At 46.5% G+C, this 16,988-nt stretch carries 16 protein-coding genes; all 16 read right to left on the bottom strand.

The features are described 5' to 3' along the window. Positions 1-92: 92 nt before the first annotated feature. The 16 genes from FRZ06_04360 to FRZ06_04285 all read right to left on the bottom strand — a co-directional run bounded on the left by FRZ06_04360 (position 93) and on the right by FRZ06_04285 (position 16,415). Positions 93-1,442 carry an ABC transporter substrate-binding protein gene (locus tag FRZ06_04360; protein QOX62632.1) on the bottom strand — a complete coding sequence of 450 codons (1,350 nt, stop codon included), beginning with the start codon at positions 1,440-1,442 and terminating at the stop codon, positions 93-95. A gap of 38 nt (positions 1,443-1,480) precedes the next feature. Further along, complete coding sequence (locus FRZ06_04355) at positions 1,481-2,011, bottom strand: 2-oxoacid:ferredoxin oxidoreductase subunit gamma (GenBank protein QOX62631.1); 531 nt, start codon at positions 2,009-2,011, stop codon at positions 1,481-1,483. Beyond that, complete coding sequence (locus FRZ06_04350; protein ID QOX62630.1) at positions 2,012-2,758, bottom strand: 2-oxoglutarate oxidoreductase; 747 nt, start codon at positions 2,756-2,758, stop codon at positions 2,012-2,014. Beyond that, positions 2,755-3,834, bottom strand: a complete 1,080-nt coding sequence (gene vorB, locus FRZ06_04345) for a 3-methyl-2-oxobutanoate dehydrogenase subunit VorB (protein ID QOX62629.1) — start codon at positions 3,832-3,834, stop codon at positions 2,755-2,757. The genes FRZ06_04350 and vorB overlap by 4 nt, the downstream gene beginning before the upstream one ends. Beyond that, positions 3,827-4,066, bottom strand: coding sequence for a 4Fe-4S dicluster domain-containing protein (locus FRZ06_04340; GenBank protein ID QOX62628.1), 240 nt, complete (start codon positions 4,064-4,066; stop codon positions 3,827-3,829). The genes vorB and FRZ06_04340 overlap by 8 nt, the downstream gene beginning before the upstream one ends. Positions 4,067-4,266: 200 nt before the next feature. Further along, on the bottom strand, positions 4,267-4,965 hold the full coding sequence (locus FRZ06_04335) for an ATP-binding protein (GenBank protein ID QOX62627.1): 699 nt from the start codon (positions 4,963-4,965) through the stop codon (positions 4,267-4,269). Between the two features lie 16 nt (positions 4,966-4,981). Then, positions 4,982-6,205 (bottom strand): M20 family metallopeptidase, encoded by a 1,224-nt coding sequence (locus tag FRZ06_04330; GenBank protein ID QOX62626.1) that lies wholly within the window; start codon positions 6,203-6,205, stop codon positions 4,982-4,984. 139 nt (positions 6,206-6,344) lie between these two features. Beyond that, the gene (locus tag FRZ06_04325) at positions 6,345-7,259 is read right to left on the bottom strand and encodes a 2-dehydropantoate 2-reductase (protein QOX62625.1); all 915 of its coding nucleotides are present in this window, start codon (positions 7,257-7,259) and stop codon (positions 6,345-6,347) included. Between the two features lie 218 nt (positions 7,260-7,477). Then, positions 7,478-8,314 carry a 3-methyl-2-oxobutanoate hydroxymethyltransferase gene (gene panB / locus FRZ06_04320; protein QOX62624.1) on the bottom strand — a complete coding sequence of 279 codons (837 nt, stop codon included), beginning with the start codon at positions 8,312-8,314 and terminating at the stop codon, positions 7,478-7,480. A gap of 92 nt (positions 8,315-8,406) precedes the next feature. Then, positions 8,407-9,198 (bottom strand): IclR family transcriptional regulator, encoded by a 792-nt coding sequence (locus tag FRZ06_04315; GenBank protein QOX62623.1) that lies wholly within the window; start codon positions 9,196-9,198, stop codon positions 8,407-8,409. Positions 9,199-9,295: 97 nt separating this feature from the next. Further along, positions 9,296-10,129, bottom strand: a complete 834-nt coding sequence (locus FRZ06_04310; protein ID QOX62622.1) for a formate/nitrite transporter family protein — start codon at positions 10,127-10,129, stop codon at positions 9,296-9,298. A gap of 169 nt (positions 10,130-10,298) precedes the next feature. After that, positions 10,299-11,150: a bifunctional 5,10-methylenetetrahydrofolate dehydrogenase/5,10-methenyltetrahydrofolate cyclohydrolase gene (locus FRZ06_04305; GenBank protein ID QOX62621.1), complete on the bottom strand. Its 852-nt coding sequence runs from the start codon at positions 11,148-11,150 to the stop codon at positions 10,299-10,301. Beyond that, entirely contained in the window at positions 11,141-11,767 is a 627-nt protein-coding gene (locus FRZ06_04300; protein QOX62620.1) for a cyclodeaminase/cyclohydrolase family protein, read from the bottom strand. The genes FRZ06_04305 and FRZ06_04300 overlap by 10 nt, the downstream gene beginning before the upstream one ends. A gap of 9 nt (positions 11,768-11,776) precedes the next feature. Beyond that, positions 11,777-13,456 (bottom strand): formate--tetrahydrofolate ligase, encoded by a 1,680-nt coding sequence (locus tag FRZ06_04295; protein QOX62619.1) that lies wholly within the window; start codon positions 13,454-13,456, stop codon positions 11,777-11,779. A 477-nt stretch (positions 13,457-13,933) separates the two neighbouring features. Beyond that, positions 13,934-15,193, bottom strand: a complete 1,260-nt coding sequence (preA, locus tag FRZ06_04290; GenBank protein QOX62618.1) for an NAD-dependent dihydropyrimidine dehydrogenase subunit PreA — start codon at positions 15,191-15,193, stop codon at positions 13,934-13,936. 1 nt (position 15,194) lies between these two features. Beyond that, positions 15,195-16,415 carry a dihydropyrimidine dehydrogenase gene (locus FRZ06_04285; GenBank protein ID QOX65824.1) on the bottom strand — a complete coding sequence of 407 codons (1,221 nt, stop codon included), beginning with the start codon at positions 16,413-16,415 and terminating at the stop codon, positions 15,195-15,197. Positions 16,416-16,988 lie beyond the last annotated feature (573 nt).

Raw genomic sequence — 16,988 nt, 5'->3', positions numbered from 1 at the left:
AGCATCTGCGGGCAGAATCGTTACGAGATCAGTTTTTTATCAGTGGTTTTCTCAATGCTAAAAGAACACAATTGGTGGTTCCTTTCCGCTCTTTATTGACCGGCTATGGGCAGCGGTACATTGATCACTTCGCCGTTTTTCAGCTTATCAGGTGATACTGTTACAACTTTGCCTCCCTGCCACTGGTTGATATTGGCGGAAGCCGCGTAATTCTGGCCATCATCTCCAAGATCCCAACCAAAACCAAGAGTGGTCATGTCAAGCTTAGTGGTCAAAGCAGCTTCACGGATTCCTGCTGCATCCAGTGTCTTTGCATTGGGCAGGATGTTATTCATAAAGGTATAGGAGCCTGCAAATGCAGCCTCTGCCGCAACAGATACATTGTTCATATCAGGGAATTCTTTCCTGAACCGCTCTCTGAATTCGCTGACAACGTTTTTCATGGCTTCGTCGGTGAACACGTCAAGAGGAAGGTTTGTTGGCATATCAGTGCAGAAAAATCCATCTGAATCGGCACCAATGGTAGCGGCGAAGTTCGGGTCGGTGGTTCCTGCTCCGCAGCCCATCAAGACCTTCGGAATAGCATCATACTGCTTCAGCGTATCTACAAGGAGAATTGCATCGTTGATGTAATTGACTGTGAATAAAACGTCAGGCTTTGCTTCCTTGAGCTTCAGCACCAGAGCTGACATATCCGTAATCGTAGAGTTATAGTGTTCTCTGGCTACAAGATTCAGACCTAGCTCCTTGATCTTATTTTCGGCGCCGTCTGCAACAGAAGTACCATAGCTGGACTCTTCGTGAATGATGGCAACTCTCAGATCTTTCGGTGCGATGTTCAGCATTGGTGCAATGACGTCAGCAGTATAAGTTACGCCTGCTGCTCCACGCAGTCCGCCCTTGTCAAGAATTCTAAAAACATTTTTGAAGCCGGAATCTGTCAGAGCATCTGCGATACCGCCTGATTCCACAAGAGTCACGCCGCTTTTTTCCGTAACGCCTGCAATCGCAAGAGCATTCCCACTAGCCAGAGAGCCGAAGATTACCTGGACCCCCTGCTGATCCACAAGTCTTCCCGCTTCTGTTGTCGCTGCTGTAGGATCTGGAGCATCCGCTGAGACAAGCTGAACCTGTCTTCCCTGTACCCCGCCGTTTGCATTGACGATATCAACTGCAATTTTTACTGCCGCAAGACATTGTGAGCCAAGAAGCGCATTAGCACCGCTCAATGGATAGATTGCACCGACCTTGAAGGGCTCCGCCGATTCGGAGTCTCCTCCACTCCCGTTTCCGCCGCCGCACCCGGCCAAGGTTGACAGCAGAAGGACTAAAACCAGAAGTATGGCTAATTTCTTTTTCATTCTTCTTCCCCGTATGATGCTAACATCATACTCATCCTTTCCTTTAAACTTTAGTGTTTCTTCATGCTCGCATGATATCACAGCTCTCCTCCTTAACTATGATAGATGCATAAGGACAATCAAGCCTTCCATGCTGTCAATGCTTTTTTATTTAGAGGTAATGTCTTGACTTTATTACCGGTAAATAACTGATCCATTACTTTTTCTATGCTCTCCATTTTTACTACCCCGGTTTTGCTTACAACAGCACCGAGGATTACCATATTTGACACCTTGTCGTTTTGAAGTCTCACCGCAATCTCGTTCGCATCAATCCGGCAGACTTCTACATCATCCCTGCCTGCATTTTCATGAACCAAGGACGAATTGATGAAAAGCATACCTCCCGGTTTTACCAGCTTCTCGAATTTATGCAAAGAAGGCAGGTTCATTGCCACGACTGCCGTGGCCTCAGTTACGATGGGAGAACTGATCTTTCGATCAGAGACGACAACAGTGCAGTTGGCGGTACCTCCCCTCATTTCCGGCCCGTAAGCAGGCATCCAGGTAACCTCTTTTCCTTCCAGCATACCGGCGTAGGCAATCATCTGTCCTATGAGCATGACGCCCTGCCCTCCAAAGCCTGCGATGATCAGCTTATGTACTGCCATTTACTTCACCTCCCCGGGATGTTTGAGAGTACCGAGCGGATAGTAGGGAATCATATTCTCTCGCAGCCATTCCAGCGATTTGACCGGATTCAGTCCCCAGTTGGTGGGACAGGTCGATAAAATTTCCACGAAGCCAAAGCCCAGCCGTTTCTCCTGAACCTCGATTGCATTTTGGACAGCTTTCTTTGCTTTTCTGATATTGGCGGGAGAATCCACCGATACCCGTTCCACAAAAACTGCTCCATCCAGTGTTGCGATGAGCTCTGCCATACGGATCGGCATTCCGGCACTGTCCTTGTCTCTGCCTTCGGCACTTGTCGTGGTCCTCTGGCCGATGAGACTGGTTGGGGCCATCTGCCCTCCGGTCATTCCATAGATTGCGTTATTGATAAAGAATGTGGTAAATTTCTCTCCTCGATGAGCCGCCTGAACGATTTCTCCCGTTCCAATCGAAGCCAGATCGCCGTCCCCCTGATAGGTAAAGATGATTTTATCTTTCTGTACCCTGCGGATACCCGTAGCGATGGCCGGCGCTCGTCCGTGCGCAGATTCACACATATCTACATTCATGTAATGGTGAGCGAGGATGCTGCAGCCAATGGGTGCTACACCGATGGTCTGGCCAAGAAGCCCCTTTTCATCCAGTACCTCCATGATCAGTCTATGGGCAATTCCATGGGTACAGCCGGGACAATAGGTCGTCTCCTCCGGCAGCATCCCCTTGGTATATTGGAATACAGCGGTCATGCCCTCACCCCCAATGCTTTCCTTGCATCTGCTGCAATCTCCGGCGGTGTAATCAGGATACCGCCCACTCTGCCTGACAAGGAAACGGGGAATCTTCCTCTGCAGCCGATTTTCACGTCGTCAATCATCTGCCCCATACTCAGTTCTACGGAGATGACAGCATTCACAGTATCGGGAATCTGATCAAAAACATCATAGGGGAAGGGCCAAAGGCTCACGGGTCTGATCAGTCCTGCCTTAATACCCTCTTCAGCTAAAAGCTCTATCGCTTCCTCGGTGATTCTTGCGGTGGAACCATAGGCCACGAAAACGATTTCTGCTTCTTTCAGTCCCTCTGTCTTGCATAGAACCAGCTCATTCTTAGCCTTCTGATATTTTTGATCCATATCCAGAATTCTCGCTTCCAGCTCTTCCGGCTTCAGGTACAAGGATTTGATCACGTTATGCTCTCTTTTCCCGCCTGTACCTGTCATCGCCCAGGGTCTGAGCTTAGAGATCTCATCCCCACTAATTGCAGGAATAGGCTTTGGCAGAATCACTGGCTCCATCATCTGACCGAGAACGCCATCTACATAGATCATGACGGGATTCCGATATTCTTCTGCAATTTCGAAAGCTCTGGCCATCATATCCACCGCTTCTTGAATGGATGACGGAGCAAATACGAAGAGATGATAATCTCCATTGCCGCCGCCTCTGGTGGATTGATAATAATCTGCCTGTCCCGGCTGGATGGTTCCAACGCCTGGGCCTCCCCGGGATACGCTCAGAATTACCAGCGGAATTTCCGTGGAACACAGGAAGGAAAACCCCTCCTGCATCAGTGCGATACCCGGTGAAGAGGAAGAGATAAGAACCTTCCCTCCTGCCGCAGCGCCTCCATAGGCCATATTGATGGCGGCGATCTCACTTTCTGCCTGGACAAAGGAACCACCGTGCTTTGGAAGTTCCCTTGACATATATTCTGTAATTTCATTCTGCGGGGTAATCGGATAGCCAAAGTAATAACGGCAGCCGCTTCTGATTGCTGCTTCCGCGAAGGCTTCATTCCCCTTCATTAAAACTTTTTCATTCATCGCTGCGCCCTCCCTGCTCCTCTCGAAAGACACTGATTGCGCCGTCGGGACAGATCACACCGCAGCTACCACATCCGGTACACCGCTGTGGCTCTGTCACACTCGCAGGGTGGTAACCCTTTGAGTTGATCTTTGTTTCATGCAAAGATAATAAGTTTAAAGGACAGACGGAGATGCAAAGTTCACAGCCCTTGCATCGTTCTTCGTCAAAAACGACCATACCCTTTGCCATTGGATAACTCCCTTTCTTAGTGAAGCACTCCTTAGCGCCGGTGGCATGGAACAATCTGGTTGATTCCAGGGCGTGTCTGAAAACGCATTGCCTTCGCACGTGCAGCTTTCAGACACGCCCTAGTACCTTGACCGGCCTAAACTTTGGTTTTAAGCTGGTACTAACCAACCGACGTTAAGGCTATAGTCATAACTTAGGGTTTATCGATCGAGCCAGCTCTCTCTCATATACAGCCTCATGGGAAATATATGAAAATCCTGATATTGTATCGTTTTCTGTTTCAGCTCTTCCAGCAGTGTCTGTACACAGCAATTATATTTGAAAGGTACTCCAAGTCGGGAAGACAGTTCTGTGCAGAGATGATACCCTCTGATCACATCCTCCGCTTCCGTTTCCTTCAGAAGATGGGTATTATTAATCAAACCGGTGATCCTTCGGCCTGTTTCCTTTTCTATTTTGAAGATATGATTCATCGCACCCGCCAGAGTGCTGGTTTCCGGTCTCCTTCCATTGACAACACAGAAGAAATCGGAATCCGCCTGATCAAAATACCGATCAAATTGTATCAGAATTCTGGCTCCCAGATGGTCTCCCCCTGCATCAATTACGATCTGACAGAGAGGATCCTCCAGCGGCCCTCGAATTGCTGCCGTGATGGCAGGTAGATCTGCGGTGATATCATAACCAAATATATTGCTGTATACTCTTACACCTTGTTCTTCCAGCAAACCCTGTCTTTCTCTGCTTCTGAAATATGGATTTGCAATATCAAGATCTGCAAGCGCGGTCTTATTCCCCTGTTCTGCTAGTTTTAATGCATAGTTTACGGAGAATTCAGTTTTGCCGCTGCCATAATGTCCGACCACGACTCTGATTCTCTTATCATCGAAAGTCAGCATAAAGCACCACTAACGCTTACGCATCCCCATTCAGGAAGTACATGGCTGTCAGTGCATAGATTTTTGCCGTTTCAATCAGCTCCGGTATCTCCACGTATTCATCGGCATGGTGTGGAATATAGGTATTGCCCGCGCCGGTAACAATGACCGGAATCCCTTTTCTGGCATGCAGGAAGGTTCCGTCCGTCGCTCCCGGTACGCCCTGCCATACTGGTTCCTTTCCCGTAACTTCCGATACAGCGCGGCAAACAACCCTGGTGATTTCCGCATCTTTCGGTGTCGAAGTCCATGGCCGTTCTTCAATAATGTTTAATGTCGCTTTAAAATCGGGATCTGTTTCAGCCAGTCTGTCGTAAATGTCAAGGATGCTCTGCTTCAATTCATTGTGCTCCTGTCCCGGAACCGTTCTGATATCCAATGTCATGTAGACTTCGCCTGGTACGACATTAATTTGAGCTTCTCCTTTTGCCGGTGAAGCAATGATGGTTGGTGTGATACTGGGCCACTTCAAGTACTCATGGCAGCCAAGACGGTCTTTCTCCGCCTGCTCCAGCTTTTCCAGCTCACAAATGATTCTGGCAAGTCGCCAGTTGGGATTGATTCCCGTAAGTGGCATAGCGCCGTGGCTTTGTTTTCCAAAAACACGGATTTCTGCTCTCATTGCGCCTTTTTGGAAAATACAAACGTGATTTTCCTCCGGCTCGCAAATGACTGCGGCATCCACATCGTCTGCCCACCCTCTGTCAATGAAGTGCTTGATGCCCTGCATCATGCCTTCTTCATCGCAGGGAATACAAAGCAGAATATTTCCGTTGAATTCAATGCCGGAATCCTTCACTGCTTTTGCAGCAAAAATAGCAGCCGCTACATTGCCCTTGGTGTCGCAGGTTCCTCTGCCATAGATTCTGTCACCTACGATCTCGGCTCCGAAGGGGTCATAATGCCACTGCTCCGGATCTCCCGCCGTTACCACATCGGTATGTCCTTCAAATAATATAGTTTTTCCTGGGTTTTTTCCTCTAAGATATGCGATTACATTTGGACGCCCCGGAACCACTTCTTCGAAGTGAACCTCAAAGCCTTCCATTATCAGAAACTCTGCGATGTGTTTCGCAGCAGCCTCCTCATTGGCTCCAGTCTTTTCCGGGTCAAAAACGCTGTTTATTCTAACAAGTTTTTGAGTAAATTGAACTAATTCGTCAGTTTTCACGCAGTCCGCGACGTGCTTGTAAGTTCCCACTGTACGGCTCCTTTCAGTGACGATGAAAGTTAGAAATATAAAGTTGTTAAAGAAAGTTAGCAGTCCTATCTGTCAAGAACGATTGACCCTCAAGCTGATGCAATTAAAACGCCTTAGGTAGGGTCAAATAAGCCTGCAGCTATTTCTGCATAAATCGAATCAAATTTGTCAGTACATAATTAACCGGTGTCGGGATACCGGCAGAAGCACCTTCTCGCACGATGGCACCGTTGATCATATCGATCTCAGTAGTTTTGTGGTTTAGGATATCCTGGAGCATGGAGGATTTATTTGCCGCCGTGGCTTTGCAAACATCCTTCGTGTGTCCAATTGGATCCTCAAAACTCAAACGGATTCCTTTCGCTTCTGCCACTGCATGAGCCTCCGAAACAGCCGCTTCCAAAAGGGCCTCGATTTCCGGATGGTCCAGCAGCGCTCCGTTATGAAGCTTTGTAATTCCGGTGAGCGCGTTGATTCCCACATTTACCATCAGTTTATCCCATACAAGTCCCAGAACATTGTCCGAGATGTCTGTTTCCAGTCCTGCTTCCGTAAATAGAGCGGAGATTCGCCTGATTCGCTCCGTCTGTTTACCGTCCAGCTCTCCGATGATCGTTTTTCCGCTGCCTGCATGACGCATTGCTCCAGGTCCCAGCATGGTGGCCCCATGAGCGGTCGTGCCTGCGATTACATTTTGTTCTCCGATTTCAGCCCGGATCAGGTCGATATTTCCCAAACCGTTTTGTAAGGTCAAGGCGATGGTCTTCGGTCCGAAAACAGCCTTGTTTGACTTAACTGCCATACTGGTCAGCGTAGATTTTACAAAAACGATTGCAAGATCACAAAATCCGGCTTCTTCCGGGTCACTTGTCCCTTTCACTCTGTCGTATGTTACAAGGACTCCATTTTCCTCCATCACAAGACCTTTGCTTCTGACAGCTTCTATATGGTCCTTCCATACGTCGATCAAATAAACCTCATTCTCCGAAACGGTGGAAAGCTTAGCTCCGTAGAGACAGCCCATTGCCCCCGCTCCAACGATGGCGATTTTCATTGGTTCCTCCTTATTGCAGATCATGTAATTAAGGATTCTTCGTGGAGATTTCGTTCCTAGTACACCGTATAATAAATAACTGGTAAGAAAACGCAGGATGAATTTCCAGAGGCTGTTTTCAAAAAACGCAGTCGTAGCAGAGCTACGCCGAGGATTTTGGGAGGCTGCATATGAAAATTCAGACAAGTTTTATACCTGGTTACTTTATATACGTTGTACTAGTACAATTTAGGAATATCCACTTCCTTGTTGAAGCTGAATTCCGGAGACGGAAATTCTCCTTCCAGTGTTTCACGATGGAACTCATTCAGGGCCTCCACCATGGTTTTGCGAATCTGAGCGTACTGTTTCACAAACTTTGGTTTAAAATCGCCGTACATTCCCAGCATGTCCTGGGTTACCAGCACCTGACAATCAACATGAGGACCTGCCCCGATGCCTAAAATCGGAATGCTGACAGCTTCCGTTACTGCTTTTGCAACCATGGAAGGCACACATTCCAAAACGATGGAGAAGCATCCCGCCTTTTCTAAAGCAATCGCGTCTTCGATGAGCTTTTTCGCGCTTTCGGGAGTACCTCCCTGAACCTTGAACCCCCCAAGAGAGGATGCAGTCTGAGGTGTCAGGCCGATGTGCCCCATCACGTTGATTCCTGCTCTTACGATGGCCTGTATCCGGGATAGCATTTCCACGCCGCCTTCCAGCTTGATACAGTCGCAGTTTGTTTCTTTAATGATACGGTTTGCATTTCTGACAGCCTCCTCATCACTTACATTGTAAGATCCGAATGGCATGTCACCGACGATCCAGGTATTGGGCGCACCTTTCACCACAGGTCTGATATGATGAATCATATCATCCATCGTTACTGACTCGGTGCCTTTGTAGCCCAGCATGATCATTCCCAGTGAGTCACCTACCAGTATGATTTCCACATCGCTGTCGTTAATGATCGAAGCCATGGTATAATCATACGCCGTTACATAGCTGAACTTTTTTCCCTCCTGTTTGAATTTTTTGAAATCGGAGATCGTCATTTTCGTTTTGTTGCTCATTTTTTTCCTCCTAGATATTTTCCTTTGACAACGCAGATCACTCCTGAAGCAGGGTGAAATGGTCAAAGAAGGGATTTTAATATATAATAAAATTATATATTCGGCTTAAAGCCCAGCATCCTGGAAATCCTCTCTGCGGCCTCTGCCACAAGCTCTGTATAGAAAGCAAGATGCTGATCCGGATCATACCTGTATTTTGGACAAGACACGCTGATTGCTGCAATTGGGTCTCCGTGGTAATCAAAGATGGGAGCCCCGAAGCAGATTAATCCGATCAGATACTCTTCATCATCAACGGCATATCCCACGTTTTTTATTTTTTTCAACTCTTCCTGAAGCAATGTGATGTCGGTTATTGTATGGTCTGTAAAGATCTCAAAGGTCGTATTTCCCAACACATTCTGCCGCTCTTTCTCTGGTGTATAGGCAAGTATGACCTTTCCCAAGCTGGAGCAATAGCAAGGAACATTGGTTCCAATCCCAAGACCGACTTTGATCGTTGAGCTGCTTTCCAGTTTATCGATGTAGAAAATCTTATTTCCTGCCAGGACTCCAAGATTGACAGTCTCCCCGGTTTGCTCTGCAAGCTCCTCCATCACCGGTCTTGCGATGTGTTTCACACCGGTTTTATCCATGACACGGTTGCCCATTGCGAGCAATTTTAAGCTATTTGCGTACTTCCTGCTATCGGGGTTCTGATTGATATATCCCGCATCCTTTATGGTGTTGATCAAACGATGAACTGTAGATTTATCCATATGCAGCCTGTCGCTCAATTCCCCGATACTAAGCTCTCCATATTTATCAAGTTCTTCCATGATCAGAAAAGCTTTCATGACAGATTTTACACTGTTTGATCTATCTTCCGCATCGTAACCCTGCATATTGTTTCCTCCAAATGCACAGTAGTAAGGAATCGCTGATTTGACGCAAGATACACAGTTGGTCGATTTGATGTGTACCAGAAAGAATCAACATTTCCTATGTTCGTTTGTAAACATACCAGTAAACCATGCCTACAAATACTCCGCCGCCCACGATATTTCCCAAGGTAACGGGGATGAGATTATTTACGAAGAAACCGCTCCAGGTGAGTCCATCGAGTGCCTCCTGTGATAATCCACTGAGCGCCGCAAAGCTCATCTGTGACTTTGCCATGAGTCCTGCGGGGATATAATACATATTTGCGATGCTATGTTCAAAGCCTGATGTGATGAAAAGCCAGATGGGAAAAAAGATAGCGAAGATCTTCCCGATCATGGATTCCGCTCCAGCAGCCAGCCATACCGCCAGACATACAAGCCAGTTGCACAAGATCCCTAAATAAAACGCTTTTGTGAAATCAAGCCCCACTTTATATGCTGCGATTTTTACCGTAACAGCTCCAAGCATTTCACCACCGCTTGAAAAAAGTCCCGAATGAACCATCATATAAGCGATGAGTAGCGATCCGATCAAATTTCCGATATAGACGATAACCCAGTTTCGCAGCATTCTTCCCACAGTAACTTTTTTCTCACAGACTGCTGCAAGAATCATCGTATTTCCCGTAAAAAGCTCGCCTCCTGCCAGAACTACCATCATAAGGCCGGTTCCGAATACAGCTCCAGCAAGCACCCTTCCAAGGCCGTAAGTATCAGGCCTGGCAAGCAGATTGAAGGCAGCCATATTTGAGCCTTGTGCTGCAAAGGCGATAAAGGCTCCTGCCAATATGCCAAGAATCAGCAATTTCTGAAAGCTCCCGCCCGCTTTTGCTTCTGCCGTGCGGATGATCGCATCAGTGATTTCGGCAGGCGATAATGGTTTTATATCCATTTTTATACCTTACCTTTTCCTATGGAACCGCTGATTCATTCCGTGCGAACACTTCATTAAATCAGCGATTCCCTATATTTTTTATTTTTTTGTTCCAAGGAAGCACGGAATAAATCAGCACTTCCTTCAATTGCTAAATGTCAATTGTTTTCATTTTTTCAAATCCTACTTACACAGTCACTTGCTGCTCCATCGCCCTGATGACGTGTTTTAATAGGATCATCGAGGTGACCGTTCCCACGCCTCCCGGGACTGGTGATATTGCGCGAACCGACTCACCGACTTGGTCAAAATCCACGTCTCCGCATAAATTGCCTGCCGCATCGGTATTAATTCCTACATCGACGATCACAGAATCGGAAGAAAAATATTGCTTCCCAAAGAATTTTGCCTTACCTGCTCCGGTTACCACGATATCCGCTTTGGCTGTCACTTCAGGTAAATTCTTCGTCTTGGAATGACATAGGGTGACCGTGGAATTTTCATTCAGAAAGAGCATGGCAAGGGGTTTGCCAAGCACCATGCTTCTGTTGACCACAGCCACATTTTTTCCTTCCAGGTCATAGTCGTAAAACTTTAGAATTTCAATGACAGCCTCGGGAGTGCAAGGCGCAATTCCGCTCTTATCACCCAGAAATACCTTTTCGGCATTGACAGGGCTCATACAGTCGATGTCCTTCTCCGGCTTGATGGTTCTGCTAACGACATCCATATCAAGCTGCTTTGGCAGGGGTCTGAAGATCAATATCCCATGAATATTCTGGTCTTCATTGAGCTGATGAAGCTTGTCAATAAAGTTTACCATATCAACGTTATCGTCAACTTCCGCCACTTCTGCAAGAATTCCTAGCTCTCCGCAATTTCTCAGTACACGATTCTCATAAGCGATATCGTCCGGTCTGTTTCCTGCACGAAGGATTGCCAGTTTTGGAAGCGCTCTGCCTGATTGTCTGCAGGCTTCCACTGCATCCCGTATCTCAGTTCTGATTTGATCTGCAACAGGTTTTCCCTTTAACAGCATAGCAGCCCCTCCACATATTCATATACCTCATCAGCCAGACGGAGTCCTTCTAGTTCAACCGCTTTGATCTGCTCGCTGTATTTCGATTTGAGCGTTTCATCTTTCATAAGTTTTAGATTGATTAGGACATTCAGTTTTGCTCCCTGCAGAGCGGATTTACAAAAGATTACGCCTACTCCTGCATCGCTGATGACGATACGGCTTCCTTTTTTCGCATACTGTTCCAAGAGCTTCATTGCCGCAAGACAGTTTTCAGCGATCTCCATTGGAACCAGAGTAGCCTTGACAAGTACTTCCTGAAGAACACGCTCTTTTTCTGCCTTTTCTTCCTCTGTACCTGACGGAAGTCCGTATGCCCTGGAAAGAGGCTCAAAAACCTCTGCATCTTCTTTAACTAGCTCATTGAATCGGCGAATCAACACTTCCGATTCTACGAGCAATGCTCTCATGTCTTCTTCAACATCCGCATATTTTTTCTTGCCCACCGTAAGATTCCCGACCATGCTCCCCAGCGCCATACCAACAGAGCCTACAAGGGCGGATGCACCGCCGCCTCCGGGTACGGGTTTGCTGGATGCAAGTGCATCGATGAATTCCAGGCAGCTTTGATTCAGCATTCTATCCTCCTAGAATAATCCGGATATTTTTCCGGTCTTGTCAATATCGATCATTTCTGCCGAAGGTACCTTTGGCAGTCCGGGCATGGTCATAATTTCACCTGTTATGGCAACGATAAAACCAGCTCCAATGGATGGCTTAATATTCCTCACCGTAACACGGAAGCCCTCAGGCCTGCCAAGTTTTTTCGGATCATCAGATAAGGAGTACTGGGTTTTGGCCATACAGATCGGTAAGTTTCCGTAACCGATCGCTTCGATTTCCTTAATCTGATTTAGAGAATTTCCGATATAGTCCACCCCTTCCGCACCATAAATCTTCGTTGCAATGGCATGGATTTTTTCTTGAATGGACAGATTTTCATCGTAGGAGAATCTAAAGTTGTTTTCCTTTTCACCAATGACGCGCACCACTTCATGTGCCAGCGCTTCTCCGCCTGCGCCACCCTTGGCCCAGACTTCTGACAGCATGACATTAACGCCAAGCTCTTTGCATCGGTCTTCTATGTATTTCAGCTCATCTTCTGTATCAGTGGGGAACCGGTTGATTGCTACAACAGCAGGAAGACCATAAACCTCAGTAATGTTCTCCACATGCTTCAGCAGATTTTCAATTCCCTTACCCAGTGCCGGTATGTTTTCGTTGTTTAATTCCGTCTTATGTACACCGCCGTGATGCTTCAGTGCTCTTGCGGTGGCTACGATAACAACTGCATCAGGCTTCAGACCGCTGATTCTGCATTTGATATCAAGAAATTTTTCTGCGCCAAGATCAGCACCAAAACCCGCTTCTGTTACGACATAGTCACCCAGCTTAAGGGCAATACGGGTTGCCATAATACTGTTGCAGCCATGGGCGATGTTGGCAAACGGTCCTCCATGAATAAAGGCAGGTGTATGCTCTAGGGTTTGTGCAAGGTTCGGCTTCAAAGCTTCCTTCATCAGAGCAGCTACCGCTCCCTGGGCTTTTATGTCGCCAACAGTCACCGGTTTACCTTCAAAGTCATAAGCCAGAATGATCCTGGCGACTCTCTCCTTCAGATCTTCAAGATCCTTGGATAAACAAAGAACGGCCATAATTTCGGATGCAACGGATATATCGAAGCCATCTTCCCTCGGCATTCCATTTGCTTTTCCTCCAAGACCGTTCACCATAAACCGAAGCTGCCTGTCATTCATATCCATGCACCTTCTCCAGATAATTCTTCTCACATCAATTCCCAGGCTGTTGCCCTGCATAATGTGATTATCCAGCATTGCTGCAATGAGATTGTTGGCAGTAGTGACGGCATGAATATCCCCTGTAAAGTGCAGGTTGATATCCTCCATGGGAATTACCTGGGCATAGCCTCCGCCGGCAGCGCCGCCTTTTACACCGAATACCGGGCCCAAGGAGGGCTCCCGCAATGCGATGACGGTTTTTTTCCCAATTCTGCTCAGGGCGTCGCCAAGCCCCACAGTGGTGGTTGTTTTTCCCTCTCCCGCCGGAGTGGGATTGATGGCAGTTACAAGAATCAGTTTCCCATTTTCCTTGTCTTGGTAACGGTCCAGCATATTATAGTCAATTTTCGCCTTGTACTTTCCGTAACACTCTACAAATTCATCGTCAATGGAGAGTTTTGCTGCAATCTCCTGTACCAGCTTGGGGGCCGCTTCCTGAGCAATTTCAATGTCACTCTTGTAGCTCATTTTTTTCCTCCTACTCACCTGTTTTAAGAAATCGCTGTAATCAATCAGCGTTTCTTAACATTAACGGTTACATCTCTTATGTTTATCCTGTATGTAGCTTAGCTATTTCACATTATGAAACGTCATTTCGTATTATTTTACTACGATTTTAATCCTAATAATACCAAAAATCAAGAAGAGATAAAAAAAAATCCCGAACATGTCGTCAGGTCAATAATTCACACCCTATCAAAGATAGGGGGGTACTCTGTTCCTGCTTCTGCCTTCCTCTGCAAGGAGGCTTGACATAGGCGGGGAAACGCGAATTCCCAAGGTCAAGATGTAGGTTGAATTATATATCCTAAACGAGCATTCCAGGATCTTAAACAATGTTATTCAATTGTCTTGCTGTTTTATTATTATAAACGATATCGACGAATTTTACAAATGTAAATATTGCCTTATCGAAAATTTTTTCTAGAATGTTAAAACATGTCCTTATTCATATCTGGTTTGGAACGCAATATCCTTCGGAATCCGTTTTGATTCATCCTTATATTTGATTTCTCCCGGTCTAATGCAGTCAGGCACAGGACAAACATTGAGGCAGAGATGACAGCCGACGCACTCGTCATTGACGGAAGGCCTTCTGTTTTCGAAATCCCAATTGATGGCCTGATGCGCTGCATCAAAGCAGGACACATAACATCTGCCGCAGCCAATGCATTTATCGTGATCAATGTTCACAATGATTTTAAAGTTTCGATCCAGCTCTTCAGCCGGGATAATATTGGGCAGAGCAAGTCCTATCATATCCTCCAATTTGTTGAATCCCTGATCCTGCATGTAATAGGACAACCCGCTGATCATATCGGAGACAATGCGATATCCGTACTGCATGACTGAAGTGGTCACCTGAACATTATGGCTTCCTACCAGAATATATTCCAGTGCATCCCGCCATGTTTCTATTCCGCCGATTCCGCTCATCTGGATATCCTTCAAAAGCGGATGTGACTTCATCTGGGCAATGAAGCGCAGTCCGATGGGTTTTACTGCAGCACCGGAGTAGCCGGAGATCGCGGATTTTCCGTTTACCACAGGCATAGCCGTCATGTGCTCCAAATTGATATTCGTAATTGATTTAATGGTGTTGATTGCAGACACACCTTTTGCTCCGCCTTCGATGGCAGCAATGGCAGGAATCTCCATGTTTCCGATATTAGGCGTCATCTTTGCAATTACCGGAAGCTTTGTAGCGCCGGAGACAGCTTTGGAATATTGACGTACCAAGTCTGGATTCTGACCTACATCAGAGCCCATAGCATGGCTTGTCATCTGAGGACATGAAAAATTGCATTCGATAAGATCGGCTCCCGCCTGGGTCACAAGCTCAGCCAATTCTTTCCATTCCTCGTCAGTGCTCCCCATGATGGTTGCAACCATCACCTTATCCGGATAATCTCTCTTCAATCGGTGGATCGCCTGCAGGTTGTCCTCTAATGGCTTATCAGAAATCTGCTCCATATTTTTAAACCCGATCCAGGGTGTATCCTCCTTACTGACGTTGTCAAACCGCGGGGAACATTCGTCTGCGATAAATCTGCCCACAGTCTTGAAAAAGACGCCGCCCCAGCCGGCTTCATAAGCCTTTGCCACCATATCATAGCAGCCGCCAACCGGTGAAGAGGACAGGAAAAACGGGTTCTCGCATTTGACACCCAGATATTCGATTGATAAATCAGCTTGCTTTGCCATATTACTTCACCCCTTCTTTTTTTGAGAGATAACTTATGATACTCTCCGCAACGGATTTTCCTGCCGCAACAGCTTCTACCACGGTTTTGCCTCCATTGACAATATCTCCTGCTGCAAAGATTCCTTCTTCATTTGTAAATCCTTTGTTCACATCGCACGCAATGGTTCCGTTATCATTGAGTGAGATATCTGCAATCTCTTTCATATTCTCTGCCTCCTGACCGATGGCAAAGATGACATGATCCGCCTTCAGCTTCAGCTGTGAAAAACCATCGGTTCCTTCTGCCAGAAAGCCCTTGACTTTACCGTCTTCTCCTAAGATTTCCTGAGGTTTAAATTTTGTGGATATACCGATCCCTAGGGCTTGTACATATTCCAGTTCCGCGATATCCGCCGGAGCTTCTTCAATGGTTCTCCGATAAACGATGGTTACCTTGTCAGCTCCAAGCAGCTTTGCAGTTGCGGCACAGTCCATTGCCACATCTCCGCCCCCGATTACCACAACATCACCTTTTATCCTCATCTCACCCATTGAGGATCGTGCTTTTTTCAGAAATTCCACAGCATAGGTTACTCCGTTCAGATCCTTTCCCCTGATATCAAGCGCTTTGGATTTCCAAAGCCCGGTTCCGACGAATATTGCTTTAAATCCTTGTTCCCTCAGTTGGCTGATGCTGATATCGCGTCCAACCTTTTTATTCAGAACAAATTCAACACCAAGATCTTTTACCTTCTGAATATCAAAGTCCACCACATCCTGAGGAAGCCTCGAAGGTATGATCCCGTAGGTGAGAACCCCGCCTGGCTTATCAAATTCCTCAAAAATCGTTACCTTGTAACCGCTGAGTGCAAGTTTCTGCGCACAGGCAAGGGATGCCGGTCCTGCGCCGATGCACGCAACCTTCTCTTTTGTTGCATCAGGTGCTTCCAGAACTTGCATATCATATTCTTTTTCCATAGCGACCGCAAAAGCTTGTAGCCTTCCAATCTGAATCGGTTTGTCAATTCCCGTTCTGCTGCAGGCTTCTTCGCACAGCCTGTCATAGGGACAAACCTTTGCAGTGCAGCCTCCTAGCGCATTGGCCTCCCGAATGGTGGCTGCAGCCCCTTTGATATTCCGGAAGCGGATAGACCTAATAAAGTCTGCCGGTTTGGTATCCGCAGGGCAACCCTTGCTGCAAGGAGCATCATAACAAAGAACGCAGCGGGCGGCTTCTTCCATGGCCGTTTTCAGATTGTATCCATGTACGGCTTCGTCTAGATAATCCCGCTTGATCTCCTTTCCCTGCAATTGATTTTTACTTGTAACCTTACTCAAAACTGTTCCTCCTCTGTTCTATGTGATACTTGAAACGGTTCGAAAATCAAGATGCTTATAGTATTGGAATTCTACTTCGATCTCATACGAATTCCTTTCAAAAAAAGAGGAAGACAACCGTGATGCAATTTGATCAATTGCCTGGTTGCCATTGAGGAGGTAATCTATATGAAAAGTCTCCTGTGACTTATTAAACGAGGTATGGCCGTAAGCCTATCTCTGTGAGACCCAATATGCATTCAGAACGTTTTCGTCATCATTCTCTCCTGATGCCAGATCTGCAAAGAAGGTTTCGCTGCCTTCAAAGTAGATGTTCTCCTCTGTCATTCACATCACGCTCCTTTCGTTTGTTTCTGTAATCAGTATATCGTTTCAATATTAAAGTGTTATTATGAGTTTGTTAAAAGTAGATTAACAGAGAAAAATAAAAAATGTCTCAAAATAACCTTTCTATTTTGAGACATTTGATTCTGTCTA

This window comes from Clostridiales bacterium (assembly GCA_015243575.1).
In the GTDB taxonomy this organism is placed as follows: domain Bacteria; phylum Bacillota; class Clostridia; order Peptostreptococcales; family Anaerovoracaceae; genus Anoxybacterium; species Anoxybacterium hadale.
This window is presented reverse-complemented; position numbering and strand designations above follow the sequence as displayed.

Excerpts from the sequence above, each read along its gene's own strand:
- FRZ06_04305 (QOX62621.1), bottom strand. The coding sequence starts at position 11,150 with ATGCTGTTAAAGGGAAAACCTGTTGCAGATCAAATCAGAACTGAGATA.
- FRZ06_04300 (QOX62620.1), bottom strand. The coding sequence starts at position 11,767 with ATGCTGAATCAAAGCTGCCTGGAATTCATCGATGCACTTGCATCCAGC.
- FRZ06_04310 (QOX62622.1), bottom strand. The coding sequence starts at position 10,129 with ATGGATATAAAACCATTATCGCCTGCCGAAATCACTGATGCGATCATC.
- vorB (QOX62629.1), bottom strand. The coding sequence starts at position 3,834 with ATGAATGAAAAAGTTTTAATGAAGGGGAATGAAGCCTTCGCGGAAGCA.
- panB (QOX62624.1), bottom strand. The coding sequence starts at position 8,314 with ATGAGCAACAAAACGAAAATGACGATCTCCGATTTCAAAAAATTCAAA.
- FRZ06_04335 (QOX62627.1), bottom strand. The coding sequence starts at position 4,965 with ATGCTGACTTTCGATGATAAGAGAATCAGAGTCGTGGTCGGACATTAT.
- FRZ06_04285 (QOX65824.1), bottom strand. The coding sequence starts at position 16,415 with ATGGAAGAAGCCGCCCGCTGCGTTCTTTGTTATGATGCTCCTTGCAGC.
- FRZ06_04350 (QOX62630.1), bottom strand. The coding sequence starts at position 2,758 with ATGACCGCTGTATTCCAATATACCAAGGGGATGCTGCCGGAGGAGACG.
- FRZ06_04325 (QOX62625.1), bottom strand. The coding sequence starts at position 7,259 with ATGAAAATCGCCATCGTTGGAGCGGGGGCAATGGGCTGTCTCTACGGA.
- FRZ06_04315 (QOX62623.1), bottom strand. The coding sequence starts at position 9,198 with ATGCAGGGTTACGATGCGGAAGATAGATCAAACAGTGTAAAATCTGTC.
- preA (QOX62618.1), bottom strand. The coding sequence starts at position 15,193 with ATGGCAAAGCAAGCTGATTTATCAATCGAATATCTGGGTGTCAAATGC.
- FRZ06_04355 (QOX62631.1), bottom strand. The coding sequence starts at position 2,011 with ATGGCAGTACATAAGCTGATCATCGCAGGCTTTGGAGGGCAGGGCGTC.
- FRZ06_04295 (QOX62619.1), bottom strand. The coding sequence starts at position 13,456 with ATGAGCTACAAGAGTGACATTGAAATTGCTCAGGAAGCGGCCCCCAAG.
- FRZ06_04340 (QOX62628.1), bottom strand. The coding sequence starts at position 4,066 with ATGGCAAAGGGTATGGTCGTTTTTGACGAAGAACGATGCAAGGGCTGT.